This window comes from uncultured Gimesia sp., assembly GCF_963976445.1.
Taxonomy (GTDB): Bacteria; Planctomycetota; Planctomycetia; order Planctomycetales; family Planctomycetaceae; genus Gimesia.
The window spans coordinates 261,312-275,507 of record NZ_CAXBKP010000003.1 but is presented as its reverse complement, the minus strand read 5'-3'; the positions used below and the strand labels follow the sequence as shown (position 1 = coordinate 275,507).

General features: G+C 51.5%; 10 protein-coding genes. 5 read left to right on the top strand and 5 right to left on the bottom strand.

What is annotated here, in order from left to right; all coding sequences use genetic code 11:
- Nucleotides 1-90: 90 nt before the first annotated feature.
- From AAC022_RS05610 to AAC022_RS05590, 5 genes are all read right to left on the bottom strand, one after another.
- Complete coding sequence (locus AAC022_RS05610; RefSeq protein WP_339728796.1) at nucleotides 91-1,317, bottom strand: amidohydrolase family protein; 1,227 nt, start codon at nucleotides 1,315-1,317, stop codon at nucleotides 91-93.
- 72 nt (nucleotides 1,318-1,389) lie between these two features.
- The gene (locus AAC022_RS05605) at nucleotides 1,390-3,810 is read right to left on the bottom strand and encodes an ABC transporter permease subunit/CPBP intramembrane protease (RefSeq protein ID WP_339728795.1); all 2,421 of its coding nucleotides are present in this window, start codon (nucleotides 3,808-3,810) and stop codon (nucleotides 1,390-1,392) included.
- 5 nt (nucleotides 3,811-3,815) lie between these two features.
- Entirely contained in the window at nucleotides 3,816-4,577 is a 762-nt protein-coding gene (locus tag AAC022_RS05600) for an ATP-binding cassette domain-containing protein (RefSeq protein ID WP_339728794.1), read from the bottom strand.
- Nucleotides 4,578-4,732: 155 nt separating this feature from the next.
- Nucleotides 4,733-5,863: a cyclic dehypoxanthinyl futalosine synthase gene (gene mqnC / locus AAC022_RS05595; RefSeq protein ID WP_339728792.1), complete on the bottom strand. Its 1,131-nt coding sequence runs from the start codon at nucleotides 5,861-5,863 to the stop codon at nucleotides 4,733-4,735.
- Complete coding sequence (locus tag AAC022_RS05590) at nucleotides 5,832-6,653, bottom strand: menaquinone biosynthesis protein (RefSeq protein WP_339728791.1); 822 nt, start codon at nucleotides 6,651-6,653, stop codon at nucleotides 5,832-5,834. Before AAC022_RS05590 ends, mqnC begins: the two co-directional genes overlap by 32 nt.
- A gap of 289 nt (nucleotides 6,654-6,942) precedes the next feature.
- Here AAC022_RS05590 and proC point away from each other — a divergent pair, with 289 nt between their 5' ends.
- The 5 genes from proC to AAC022_RS05565 all read left to right on the top strand — a co-directional run bounded on the left by proC (nucleotide 6,943) and on the right by AAC022_RS05565 (nucleotide 14,093).
- Nucleotides 6,943-7,767 (top strand): pyrroline-5-carboxylate reductase, encoded by an 825-nt coding sequence (gene proC, locus AAC022_RS05585; protein ID WP_339728789.1) that lies wholly within the window; start codon nucleotides 6,943-6,945, stop codon nucleotides 7,765-7,767.
- 497 nt (nucleotides 7,768-8,264) lie between these two features.
- On the top strand, nucleotides 8,265-9,257 hold the full coding sequence (locus tag AAC022_RS05580; RefSeq protein ID WP_339728786.1) for a DUF1559 domain-containing protein: 993 nt from the start codon (nucleotides 8,265-8,267) through the stop codon (nucleotides 9,255-9,257).
- A 104-nt stretch (nucleotides 9,258-9,361) separates the two neighbouring features.
- Nucleotides 9,362-9,856 (top strand): hypothetical protein, encoded by a 495-nt coding sequence (locus tag AAC022_RS05575; protein ID WP_339728784.1) that lies wholly within the window; start codon nucleotides 9,362-9,364, stop codon nucleotides 9,854-9,856.
- Nucleotides 9,857-10,212: 356 nt separating this feature from the next.
- Nucleotides 10,213-12,984 (top strand): prolyl oligopeptidase family serine peptidase, encoded by a 2,772-nt coding sequence (locus tag AAC022_RS05570; RefSeq protein ID WP_339728783.1) that lies wholly within the window; start codon nucleotides 10,213-10,215, stop codon nucleotides 12,982-12,984.
- Nucleotides 12,985-13,097: 113 nt separating this feature from the next.
- Nucleotides 13,098-14,093, top strand: coding sequence for a zinc ABC transporter substrate-binding protein (locus tag AAC022_RS05565; protein WP_339728782.1), 996 nt, complete (start codon nucleotides 13,098-13,100; stop codon nucleotides 14,091-14,093).
- Nucleotides 14,094-14,196 lie beyond the last annotated feature (103 nt).

Below are 14,196 nucleotides of genomic sequence, written 5' to 3'. Positions count from 1 at the left end.
AACTCTTGAAAAGTCGGCCAGCAAGACCTGGCAATGACCCAATAAATTGCGCCGACTAGAGACTATAGGGTAACGGTATTTCTTGCGAAATCAATTGATCCAGCACCCATTCAGCATCAGACGAGAAACATGAGACCCGGAATTTAACAAAAGATCACTGCCCGAAAGCCCCGCGGCGCTATCTGGCAGTTGAATCAGAGCCAAATCAGCCCGTTTCCCAACCGTGACTGAGCCGATCTCATCAGACAGCTCCAATGCACGCGCTCCCGCCAATGTACCGCATTCCAGAATCAGTCCCGTAGAAATACCTGGAAAGGCCTCACGCAGAAAGAGTAACTCATTCCAGAGACTCAAATCCGGATTCGAAGCTCGGCTGTCCGTCCCCAACGCCACATTGATGCCCTGACTAATCAGAGTCAGCCACGGATGAGGGGGATGACCGAAATAATGGTGAGTCCGGGGACAGTACACGACGGAAATCTGTGGGGCCTGCCTCAGAAACTCAATCTCCTCTTTTCCGAAATAATTCCCATGCACGGCCAATGCCGACGTCAACTCAGCCAGAGGCACCAGATAATCATACAGCCGCATCCCCTCGTTCAGGATACGCGGGTCCCAAAGCCCCAGCTCGCTTAACAATTCAACAAATGGTCCCTGTTTGCGTTCCAGCAAATCTAATTCTGCTTGTGTTTCAGCCAGATGCACGGCAACCGGCACTCCCTGATCACGGGCCTGCTGAACCAGATTCAGATATAAATCGGGATGCACACTGTAGGGTGCGTGCGGACTCAGCCCGAGTCGCAAACGACCATACATCTCCCCCTCAGTCTGTTGCTCTAAAAACTCAGCCGCCATTTGTTCCTGACCGGCAATCCGATCGGCCGAAAAACCAAGGCACTCTCGAAACACCACCGCACGAGGAGCCGGCTCTGTCTGCCCCAGTTGATGAACACTCTCGACACTCGTCGCAATTTCTCCCAGACAGGTCGTGCCCGCCGCTAAACTTTCCGCGATTCCCTGCTGAATGCTCTGCTTCACAGAAACATGAGACTCAAACCGCGACTTCATAATCGACCGAATCCAGTCGGTGAAAGGAGCCGTCGGACCAAGCGGACGCTCAAGATGACTGAATTCCAGATGTGTGTGGGCATTCACCAGACCGGGAATCAGAGCACTGTTTCCCAGATCAATTGCCTGCGGATGATCGCCGGCATACACGGCGGCAATCCGGGAACCCTCAACTTCGACCACGGCTCCCTCAAGCGGTGGTCTATCGACGGGGAATACCCAACGTGCTTTTAAAATCTGACGTTCCAAAATACTACTTTGATCAAAAAGGAAGTGGGGTGCAAGAAAGTAAAATACCGTGGAATGATACCAGACCGACTGTTATTTGGAATCAGTCAGGCGGCGGTCGAGTGAGGAAGAAGACAGAGAATCAGCCGACTTCATATCCTGGTCGGTTGATGATTTCGACTGCAGTACGGTCCAACGTAATAACGCGAATCCCACAATGCCACAAACCAGCAGTAACGGCCAGGAATACCGCAATCCTTCCGGCCCCATCGTGACAAAATGCTGTATTCCATACTCAGGAACCCAACTCTCAGGAATGCGTTCTCGCAACACAGACAGTGAGTTGTAGATGAAGTGAAAGATCACTCCTGGCAACAGACTACGACTGAAAACCGCAATCATTCCCAGAGCCACACCCAGCAATGTGGCATTAAATACCTGTTGCGGAATCATATGCATCGCACCGAACGTCACACTCGATAGTATAATCGCCAGCCAGACGCGTCCCCGACGGCCAAACCCGCTTAAGATAAAACCACGAAACGCCAGTTCTTCGCAAACAGCCGGCGCGAACGCAAATGCCAACAAGATCAACCAGATCGACTGGTTCGGATCGGACATACTTTTCAGAACTTCCACGGTTCCTTCAGGCAGGGACGGGAAAAACCAGTCCAGACTGACTGCCAGTTCAAGTGACAGTGGATGCAACGCGAAAGGCAGTATTAAACCAACGGCCAAAAAACCGAGGCTGGGAAAATAGAGCCGGAATGTTTTTCTCATACTGGTCGTCAGCATGATCCCCATCATCAACGCAGGGGTCGCAATGATCGCCAGTTGTTGTATCATCAATAGCTGCATCATCCGCAACGGTCGCTGGGCATCTGTAGCCAGCCGGATCGCATCGCCCATCGTATTCATCACGCCAAACTGCAATAACATGATGAGCACAAAACAGAAACCGGCTTCTGCAAAGCTGGGTAGCGCATCCTTGGTCCGCATCAGATGCCGTAACCACAACCCCACTTCAAACCGTTCGGCTTCACGAAACAGGACATCTTCGCGCTGAAATTGATCGATGGCCCACCATAGTGCCAATAGACTATATCCTACACTCGTGACCAGAACGGGAATCGCATACACATACAAGATTCCCGCATTCACTGACGAAAGCAGCATCCCCTTCAACAACAGAGCCACTCCCACAACGGGCATTAAGCTGTAAAAGGCATTGATCTCCACAGCCGGCGAAAGACAGAACACAGTCAATCCCAGCGTCACCATCAACAGCGGTGTGAGATAATACTGGCCTTCTTTACTACTGCGGGCAAATGTCGCCAGCGCCAGGCAGAGGGCACTGAATAATGCCGATAGTGGAATCAACAGCAGTACAATCCAGAATAGCGCGGAAAAGGAAGGAAATGAGAGATCACCAATTTTGGAAAGCGCTCCCGCTCCCGCCACGTTGACCATATGCCGCCCGGTAAAGCCCATACTGGCCAGATTCAGCAGCGCCGTCGAGACGCTGAAGACCATGACGGTCAAAAACTTGCCTAACACAATTTCGGTACGTTTCGCGGGCGAGATCAACAATGTCTCCATCGTGCCCCGCTCTTTTTCACCGGCTCCCAGGTCGATTGCCGGATAAAAAGCGCCCGTCGCTGCCATGATAATCAGCAACGCCGGAAATAATTTACTCCAGAGATTGGCCGCCAGTTGGTCATCCTGGGCTAAATCGATGGCATCTGGATTGATGGGCGTCGGCAACGATTCGGGAAGATTCGCCCGACTCAAACGATCCCGCAGAATCATCTTCTCCCAAGCCCGCATGACTTCTTCCACGCGGCGATAGGCAATCATCGATTTTTCATCAGCACTGTTTTCCAGAATCAAGGGCCGCAAAGAATCCGCCGGGTCAAAGTCGATCGGTTCATGCCGCTCCAGTTTCGCACTGACCTTCTCAATTTCTTTTGATAGTCCCTTAGGAATCAGAATCAGAACCTGAATCTGACTCTCGGCAAACAGCTTACTGAGCCGTTGATTGGTCTCTGTAATTCCCCGCGCTAACAGGACCTCCTGTTCCTTGTCTTCCTGGTCTTCAAGCTGGTCCCATTGAGTGAGTAATTCCTGATGCTCCTTCAGAACCACTTCCAATTCATATGCCTGTTTCAGAATTTCCTGTCGTTGCTTATCTTCGACGGCATCAGCAGGCTGTTCCACAGGCTCACTGTCTGTAATCACGTGCAACTTGCTTGCGTCGGAAGGCATCCTGAACCAGTTGGCGACAAATCGGTCTCCATCCAGTAATTGCGGATGCTTCGGCAGATCATCGGCTCCCAGCACGACTACATTACGGGGCTGTTCCGAAAACAGCACCGTCATCTGCACCATGCCGATACCCATTGCCGGGTAAAGCAACAAAGGCAGAACTGCGACCATGAACAAGGTACGCCGGTCGCGCATCTGATCCTTCAGTTCACGCATTAAAATAAGTTTGATATTCTTCCACTGTATCATCTGATTTATTGAGCCTTCATCGCCAGCTGGTCTTCATGCTCTTGAATTAAACTGAAGAACAATTCTTCCATATCCGATTCATGGTATTGTTCTTCCAGTTCCGGAATACTGCCGATTGCCAGGATTTTTCCTTTATAGATGACTGCCACACGGTCGCATAACTTCTCGACTTCCCGCATGATATGCGTGGAAAAGATAATACACTTGCCTTCATCGCGCAGCGCATCAATGGTTTTCAAAACGGCACGCGCCACCAGAACATCCAGGCCAGTCGTCGGTTCATCAAAGATCAGGACCGGCGGATCATGAATAATGGTTCGCGCGATCGAAACCTTCTGTTTCATCCCGGTCGACATCTTCGAACCGAGCATATCTTTGATATCCTGCATCTGTAGCGTGGTAAAAATATGGTCCAGCCTCTGCTGCAATTCCTGCTCTTCAATTCCATACAGACGACCAAAATACTCCACCATTTCCCAGGCGGTCATCCGATCATAGATACCGGTATTACAGGACATGAAGCCGATATGCGTCCGCACATCCTGTGGCTGGGTCATCACGTCATAGCCTGCTACCGTCGCCTTACCTCCCGTAGGCTGCAAGACCGTGCTCAACATGCGGAGGCACGTTGTTTTGCCTGCACCATTGGGGCCCAGCAAACCAAAGATTTCGCCGGCTTGGACATCAAAGCTCACGGAATCGAGCGCAACAATACTGCCACGACGCAAATCATCGAAACTCTTGCTCAGCTGCTCGACGTGTATCATATCCGTACATCATCCCTAATGCCTGCGGTAATCAGAGCACCAGCTTCGCGCTGTGTCACTGAATGAGAGGCTTACTTATATGTTATTATTACTAGCAAGCATAGCCTATCACCGCGAATCGGCCTGTTTGAGATGCTTCTCTGACCGATTTTCTCTCAGTTGAGTACCGGCAGAGGAACGTGACCTGAACCCTTGGCAGGACCATTAGAATCAGGATCATCGACATAGTCGTAAAAGACATTCCGCTGCCGCGGAATATATCCCGATTCCGTAATACAACGCCGAATTGTTTCAACCGTCAGCTGATGCGTGGTTCCCGCTTGTGACACCACGTTCTCCTCAATCATCAGACTCCCCATATCGTTCGCACCGAAAAACAGCGCCATTTGGCCCGTCTTTTCACCCTGCGTCACCCAGGAAGACTGGATGTTCTTGAAATTATCCAGATACAGGCGGCTGACTGCTTGCGTTTTCAGATACTCAAACGCGCCCGCAGGAGGTACGTAATCCATGTCCGTATGATCCGGCTGCAGCGTCCAGCAGATGAAAGCAGAGAAACCATTCGTTTCATCCTGCAATTCGCGTAAACGATCCAGATGCTCGATTCGTTCGGCCAGCGTTTCCACATGGCCAAACATCATCGTGGCGCTTGAGATGCCTCCCAGTTCATGCCAGACTCGATTGACTTCCAACCAGCCATCCGTCAGCACTTTTCCTCGTGTAATCTTTTTCCGGACGCGATCAACCAGAATTTCTCCGCCGCCACCGGGAAGACTGCCCAGACCTGCCGCCTGCAGGCGTTCCAGTACTTCTCGCAAAGAGAGATTGTTGAGTTTCGTGAAATGATAAATTTCCGGAGGACTGAAACCATGAATATTCACAGTCGGATAGCGTTCGCGCAGATCGCGAAGCAAGTCTTCATACCACTCCAGCTTCAACGTCGGATGCAGGCCTCCCTGCAGCAGAATCTGATCGCCGCCTAACGCAATCGTCTCTTCAATTTTCTGATACAACTGCTCCGGCTTGAGCACATACACTTCTGGGTCTTTGGGACTTCGATAAAAGGCACAAAAATCACAGACTGCAGTACAGGAATTGGAATAGTTGATATTCCGATCAATGTTATAGGTCCGGTAAGGTTCCGGGTGCAGACGTTTCGTGACTTCGTTGGCCGCTTTACCTAAAGCCACCAGATCGTGAGACTCCATTAATTTGAGTCCCTCTTCTCGATTCAGACGCTCGCCGGCGACCGCTTTATCCAGCAGAGATGAAATTTCGGAAGACAAGAGGAACCCCCTCGGGAGCCAGTCCCGTTTTAATGGCTAATTCTTGAAACAAACGTAACCCGCAACATTCCGCAGGTCCCAGATAAAAACTCAGATTATTCTTCAGATAACTCTCGGCTACCGCCACGTCAATGCCCAGCTTCGGCGCTTCTCGTCGCGCGATTTCATCCAGGAGCATCACTCCCTTATCACGCGCCTGACATAACGCCGTCTCTAAGGTACCAGTCTCCTGATCTCGCCGTACAGCCCACATCGCAAACACGAAAGGCAGACCCGTCCAACGTAACCATTCTTCGCCCAGATCCCACGTCGCGACAAATTGGGTTTCCGGCGTATGAATCGCACGGTCACCGATCAATAAAATCGCATCGGCGGTCGTCGCTTCGATCGTCTGCTCAATCGGCAGTGGCTCCACTTCAGGAAATACACCATATTGCTCGGCCAGCATAATTCGCACCAGCGTCGCACTCGTCCGCGACCCCATATCGAGCGCCAGCCGTTTGATCTGCCCCAACGGAACACGACTATACATCTTCACACTCAACACCGGCCCCTGTGTTGCCACACAGGCGTTCGATATGATTTCATAATCCGGATTCCGGATCACCTCAATTGAGGGAACCAACCCGACATCAATCCGCCCCGCTGCCAGATCATCGGCCAACAGGCTGGGATAATCTAACATCAGTTCAGCATTGTCAGCCAGATCTTCCAGATCTTCAATCAAAGGCTTCGAGTTGAGATAGGAGACCGCACCCACACGTATGGGAGGCGGAATCAAGTCAGACATTATCGTTTGGCTTTCATTTCCTGTTGCAGTATCCGACTTATTATAGCCAGCAATCTTCATCTCGCAATCAGCTTATATTATGGTGAAACAGCGTCAAAACGCACTCTGATGCACATTCTGACCATTGGTGTTACAATTTATTGATTAACATGACCTTCAATAATGAGATTCTAGCAGTTTGTGCCACCGCTATCAGGGACTATCTACCTGAAAATTCAAGGACGGACGAAATTCGGCGGTATAATTCAGACTGGAAAACCATCTACAGGCATCAGAAAGCAAAATTCGTATGTCAGACAACAGAAACGTGAAAGTCGGCTTCATCGGGGCTGGTCGTATGGCAACCGCACTGGCCGCCGGTCTCATCTCGTCCGGCTTTACCACAGCAGATCATGTCTCCGCCAGCGATACCTACGAAGCAGCTAGAGAATCATTCGCCCGAGAAACAGGCGCTCAGGCTGCCGAGTCGAATCTAACCGTCGTAGAACAGTCAGAAATCATTGTTCTCTCGGTGAAACCACAGCACGTCGCTGAGGTACTTGAGGAAATCAAAGGAACACTCACCGATCAGCAACTGCTGGTCTCCATCGCGGCTGGCTGCCCCCTTTCCCTGTTTGTCGAAATACTGGGCAAGACAAAACGACTGATCCGCGTCATGCCCAACACCCCCTGTCTGGTTAAACAAGGCGCCTCGGCCTTTGCACGTGGTGGACAGGCTTCGGAAACAGACGCCAGTCTAGTCGAGTCACTCCTGTCGACCGTTGGCACTGCGGTCGAAGTTCCCGAATCTCTGCTCGACGCCGTCACCGGCTTATCAGGCAGCGGCCCCGCCTACATTTACCAGGTGATCGAAGCACTCAGCGATGGTGGTGTCCGCATGGGGCTTCCCCGCCACATCGCCACCCAACTGGCCGCGCAAACCGTCAAAGGTGCCGCCGAAATGGTGCTTGAAACCGGCGAACACCCCGGCGCACTCAAAGACGCCGTCACCAGTCCCGGAGGCACCACCATCGCAGGCATTCATGCCTTGGAAGCAGGCGGACTCCGCAACAGCCTGATGAATGCGGTTGCGGCTGCGACAAATCGTTCGATGGAACTGGGCAAAATTTCCTGAGCCACCCTGACACACACCTGCCCCTCTGGTTTTTCGCAAAGCCTGTCACAATCACGAATTGATACAAACGGAAACGGAAACGATCAGGTCAGACCACCCGGGGCACTGCTGCGCCCTGATATCACATCAGCGAATTCGAGCAAGTTGCCTATTCTATTGGCATACCCCCACTGCACAAACAAAACCACGCCTACTGATCTTGCTTTCAACAAAAGATATTACCAGGACACATTGCCATCCATAAACTATTCTGTAACAACATGATACCGCATTGTCTGATATGAATTGTTCTTTTTCACAATTCATAGGCACAGCAATTGCAATTGACTAAACCACCTTAACTTGCGTGGTCTATCACCCCCTAAGATCCTGCCAGATTCTCTCCTTATTTTAACATTGACATCGCTTTATATATTGTGCGATCTTTTTCATTGATTTACAAACTTTACTAAATATTCTAATTCTTTCTGTTCTCTTCATTATCAGGAATATGCATAGTGAGAAATTCAAACAAGCGCAAACACGGTTTTACCCTCATTGAATTGCTGGTGGTAATCGCCATCATTGCCATTCTGATTGCCCTCTTGCTCCCTGCCGTACAACAGGCACGCGAAGCCGCCCGGCGATCGGAGTGTAAGAACAAACTGAAACAAATCGGACTGGGTCTTCACAATTATCTGGAGACACATAGTGTTTTACCTCCCAGTTCAGTAGCAAAAGGGCTTTGCACCTACACCGGATCTCCTGCCCCCGTTCCTTCTCCTATGACTCTGAATGGAAGTGGATTAGTTCTGTTACTCCCGTTTCTGGATCAGAGTACCCTGTATAATCAGCTTAACTTCAGCTTGGCTTTTGATGATTATGGCGCGGCTTCCGGTTCCCCTTTACCGGGTGGAAATGCTAACTTTAACTCCGCCCTCGTCAACCGGAAAATGGAGATTTACAGCTGCCCCTCTGATCCGGGTCCACTGGGTATCCCCGCTAGTGCCAGCTATATGTTACCCAACGGTTCCAACGAACATAGAACCAGCTATGACTTTATTGTCTATCGACTTTCCTATTACCAATGCAATAACTGGACTACCCGGCCTGCATCCACTCGAACCATGTTCGAAGACGGCAGTAAGTGTCGGCCCCGCGATGTCACAGATGGCCTTTCAAACACGGCGATGATGGCGGAAACCCGTAAAGCCTGTTGTGGAAATGGTGCGAATGCCAACTGGGGAGGACGAGGATATACACAGGTTGGATTGACATTGGGATTTACAAATCCCAACCGAACGGATCGAAACAGCGGTAGCTATCCGGGTGGTAACAAAGATTTCGCTCCCTGGCTGGGAGACTGGGGCTCAGTGGGAAGCCATCATGTGGGCGGGGTTCACGTACTCCTCGGCGATGGCGCAGTCCGTTTCTTGAGCGATAGTACTGCCAAAAGCATCCGAGACAATCTGGACCGGATTGCAGATGGAAATCCTCTCGGGGAATGGTGAGACACTCCGATTATTACTCTCGTCACATGATCGCTCTGACCTCGGCTTCCACCGATTCCAGGGCGATCGCGATGATTTCTTATTGAGACTTCAAAGGTATTTCGATGACATTTTTACGTGCTGCTCAACTTCGGTTCATTTTACTGGCTGGTTGCCTGATGATTACATCAGGCTGCGGATCATCGGCTAAGGAACCAGAAATTCTTTCAAAACTCGTTCCGGTCACCGGTTCGGTGACACTTGACGGAGAGCCGGTCCCAAGCGTGCTGGTAACCTATCTGCCAGAAGCAGGTGCGACCGGTGCAGAGCTGGCATTTGGCTTCACTGATGAGACAGGCAAATACAACCTGCGAACGCCGGTATCAGGGTATTCACCAGAAAAATCACAAGGAGCCGTACCTGCCAACTATCGTGTCTACATCACAAAGCTGGTCATGCCCGATGGCTCCCCGATCGAAGGAGAAATTTCCGATGCCGAAGCAGAAGAAAAAGGAGCGCGTCAACTGCTGCCCCCCAGGTACTCAAGCCCGACGGCAACGAAATTGAAGGCAACGGTCAACCCGACCGCCACGAATAACGATTTGGAGCTCACTAAGTAAGCTTTACAGGACTGCTGCAGCGCACCTAGTGGAGTGTCATGTTTAATTTGGGGGTTGATCGATATTACGAGAGTGCGACAACGGAGCACGTAAACAACACCCCCAACCCTCAATTTCTAGCTTGACAAAGCACTAGTCCCAATGACGGACTGCGAACTCTCGCCGGAATTTCGTAAGCGCGGTCATTGCGCTGATTTGTTGCGGAAAGAGAACGACTTCCTGAACGTTCAGGTCGCTGCATTTGTGAGTGACATTTCGTGAATTTGAGATACGAACTTGCGTTACCAGCACAGTTCTCTCAGAATGAAAAGCACCTGCATTCCTGATCCCACCTGAAAACAACGGGAGTTCCTTCCATGCCCAGCCAACTAATGTACCGTCCCCTCGTATTCTGCTGCCTGATTGCCCTGTCCCTTACGACGGTGACTGCAGCCGAACCCGATCTGAAAGCCTGGCTGGCAGAGCCGATCCTGGAAAAAGATCTACCCTGGAAAGAGGTGCAGGCTTTCATCGCCCCCAAAGTTCCCGGCATGCCCGAAGTCAGCAGTGTGGCCGAGTGGAAAAAAACAGCCGACCGGATCCGGCAGGATGTGTTGAATAAAGTCGTCTATCGCGGCGAAGCCGCCAAATGGCGCGACTCCAAACTGAACGTCGTCTGGCTCGAAACCATCACAGGCGGTCCCGGATATAAAATCCAGAAGTTGCGATATGAAGCACTACCCGGCTTATGGGTGCCCGCCCTGCTCTATATTCCCAACGAGCTGTCGGGCAAAGTCCCCGTAGTAATGAACGTCAACGGCCATGATCGCAAAGATGGCAAAGCGGCTGACTACAAACAGATTCGCTGTATCAATCAGGCAAAGCGGGGCATGCTGGCACTCAATGTCGAATGGCTGGGCATGGGGCAGCTCAATACTCCCGGGTTCACGCATTACAAAATGAATCAGCTCGACTTATGTGGCACGAGTGGGCTGGCGCCGTTTTACCTCGCGATGAAAAAAGGACTCGACGTCCTGCTTTCGCATCCGAACGCTGACCCAAACCGCGTCGCAGTCACCGGTCTGTCCGGCGGTGGCTGGCAGACGATCTTCATCAGTTCCCTTGATGAACGGGTTACGCTCTCGAATCCCGTTGCCGGTTATTCGAGCTTCCTGACCCGCGTCTATCACACCAAGGACCTCGGCGATTCCGAACAGACGCCCAATGACCTCGCCCTCTACGCCGACTATACACACCTCACCGCGATGCGGGCCCCGCGTCCCACTCTGCTGACCAACAACTCCAAAGACAACTGCTGCTTCGAATCGGGATATGCCCAGCCACCACTGCTCAAAGCAGCATTTCCCATTTATAAATTATACGATAAAGAAGACAACCTGCAGAAACACATCAACGACGACCCCGGCACCCATAATTTTCTCAAAGACAATCGCGAAGCCCTCTACCGCATGCTCTCAGCTCATTTCTCCCAACCGGGCAAACCGCTGCCGGTCAAAGAAATCGCGTGTGAAGACGAACTCTTTACTGCTGACGAGCTCAAAGTGGAACTCCCTGCCAACAACGCTGACTTTCACAGCCTGGCGCTGAAACTCAGCCAGAACCTGCCCCGCCCCGCGAAGAACGCCTCTTCCCAAAGTCGACGAGCGTCGCTTAAAAAAATCGTGCATTCCACACAGACGAAGCTCACCGGGACTGAAGTCAGCCAGAAAACAGCAGACAGTACAACCATCAAATTCTGGAAGCTGAAAGTCGACAACGACTGGACCGTCCCCGCTGTCCAGTTTTCACGCAAGCCTTCGAAATCAACAACCATCGTCGTCGCCGACGCCGGCCGCCAGAGTCTCGCGGCAACCGTAGAAATACTTCTCTCGCAGGGAGAAAATGTACTCGCCGTCGATCCGTTTTACTTCGGGGAATCCAAAATCAGCCAGCGTGACTTCCTCTATGGACTGCTGGTCGCCACCGTGGGAGAAAGACCACTAGGCATCCAAGCCGGTCAACTCGCCGGCATCGCCCGCTGGTTAAAGCAAGATCAAGAACAGACTGCTATACAGATTCAGGCAGTGGGCCCCCGTAGTAGCCTGTTCACACTCGTTGCGGCCGCCCTTGAACCCGCAGCAATCACCGGCGTCAGTCTGCAGGATTCCTATGGCTCTCTCAAGGAAATTCTCGAACAGGACAAACCCGTCAGCCAGGCCCCTGAACTGTTCTGCTTCGGACTGCTCAAAGAGTTTGACATCAAAGCTATCGTCGCACTGGCTGGTTCGGAACGGGTACAGTTCATCGAACCCAGCGAGCGTGTGAAACAGGAACTCTCTCACGTCACGGTAAAAAAAGACGTCAGCTACCTGGGTAAAGGACGCACTGAAAAGCTCGATCTGTATTTGCCCGATCCAAAATTTCAGCAAGGCCCTTACCCCGCGGTCATCATCATTCACGGCGGCGGCTGGCACGGCGGAGACAAAGCAGCCCGCAGAGAAATCAACATCGGTACCAATCTGGCAAAAGCGGGTTACGTCTGTGCCAGCATTAATTATCAACTGGCAAAGAAACAATCAAAGTTTACGGATAACTTGAAACAAGTCTGGCCCGGCCATCTGCAGGACTGCAAAACCGCCGTCCGTTTTTTGAGAAAACATGCCGACCAATACCAGATCGACACCAAACACATCGGCGCTATTGGCGGCTCTGCCGGTGGTCATCTGGTCGCCATGCTGGCTGTCACCGGCGATGATCCGAAACTCGAACCCCAGGAACCCTACGCCGGCTTCTCCTCACGCATTCAAGCCGTCGTCCCCATGTATGGAGCGCATGACCTGATTGCACTGGCGAAGTCACGCGATATGCTCTCCTCGTTTTCAGAGATAGAAAAAGAACTCAGTCGACAGGCGTCCGCGGTGAGCCACATCACCAAAGATGATCCCCCGTTCCTCATTCTGCATGGTACCAAAGATGCGCTGGTTCCCGTAGAACAATCCGAACTTCTGGCGGCCGCTCTGAAACAAGGCAACATCCCCGTGGAATTGCTGATTATTGAGGGCGCTCCTCACAGTTTCCACCTGCAGCCGAAACAACAAGATCTCAGGCCCACCGTCATCGGATTCTTCGATCGCCACCTGAAACCCTGAGCTCACAAAACCCTCTAGAGTTGACACCAGGTCAGACTCTGATAGAATAAAACAAAGTGTAGCCAAGGCTACATTTAACCGGTTCTCTACTGCCCTCTGATGGGAGACGATGAATGAGAAGGCTGTTCGCTTTCACCCTGTTATTGAGTTTTCTAGCCGGCTGCCAGGCAAAGGATGGCTCTTCACGCGATAATACAACCGATCAGCAGCAATCAGGCACACAGCTCAACTACCCCATACCGGTCGCGGCAACCGTCGGTATGGTGGCAGACCTCGTCAAGAATGTCGGTCGCGAATATGTGACTGTCACGCAAATCATGGGTTCGGGAGTCGATCCCCACATGCACAAAGCCAGCCGCGACGATGTGCAAACTATTATGAATGCCGATATTGTCTTTTACTCTGGGTTGATGCTGGAGGGCAAAATGACAGATACTCTGATCAAAGTCTCTCGTAACAAGCCGGTGTTTGCAGTCACAGAACTGATTGATAAAACAACGTTACTCGAACCGGAAGACTTCAACGGACACTATGACCCCCACGTCTGGATGGACGTGTCCGCCTGGTCTCAATGTGTCGCTGCCGTCAAAGATGCCCTGTGTGAAGTCGACCCCAAACATGCCGACGCCTATCAGAAAAATGCCGCAGAATATAAAACAGAGCTGGAACAGCTGCATCAGTACGGCTTGAAAACCATGCAATCGATTCCGGAAGCGAGTCGCACCTTGATCACGTCTCACGACGCCTTCAATTATTTTGGTCGTGCTTACGGGCTGGATGTCCAAGGCGTGCAGGGCATCTCAACCGAATCGGAAGCAGGGCTGAAACGCATTAATCAACTTGTCGACATGCTGGTGAAGAAAAACATCAAAGCAGTCTTTGTCGAAAGCAGTGTCTCCAAAAAGAATATCACCGCACTGATTGACGGCGTCAAAGCACAAGGCCACGACATCATTATCGGCGGCGAACTGTTTTCCGATGCAATGGGCGCAACAGGTACGTATGAAGGCACCTATATTGGCATGTTGGATCATAATTTCACCATCTCCGCACGTGCCCTGGGAGGAACAGCGCCTGAAAAAGGGATGCAGGACAAACTCACCCGCTGATTAAAACAGGCGATAAACGTTAACAGGCTGCGCAATTCCATTTGAACTGCTATACTTAAGAGGAATTTATTTCGCTCAATCATTTGATGAAGTAAAACCGGAC

Bases quoted from the DNA above. Each gene is read 5' to 3' on its own strand.
- AAC022_RS05590 (WP_339728791.1), bottom strand. From the start codon at position 6,653: ATGTCTGACTTGATTCCGCCTCCCATACGTGTGGGTGCGGTCTCCTAT.
- AAC022_RS05570 (WP_339728783.1), top strand. From the start codon at position 10,213: ATGCCCAGCCAACTAATGTACCGTCCCCTCGTATTCTGCTGCCTGATT.
- AAC022_RS05565 (WP_339728782.1), top strand. From the start codon at position 13,098: ATGAGAAGGCTGTTCGCTTTCACCCTGTTATTGAGTTTTCTAGCCGGC.
- AAC022_RS05605 (WP_339728795.1), bottom strand. From the start codon at position 3,810: ATGATACAGTGGAAGAATATCAAACTTATTTTAATGCGTGAACTGAAG.
- AAC022_RS05575 (WP_339728784.1), top strand. From the start codon at position 9,362: ATGACATTTTTACGTGCTGCTCAACTTCGGTTCATTTTACTGGCTGGT.
- proC (WP_339728789.1), top strand. From the start codon at position 6,943: ATGTCAGACAACAGAAACGTGAAAGTCGGCTTCATCGGGGCTGGTCGT.
- AAC022_RS05600 (WP_339728794.1), bottom strand. From the start codon at position 4,577: ATGATACACGTCGAGCAGCTGAGCAAGAGTTTCGATGATTTGCGTCGT.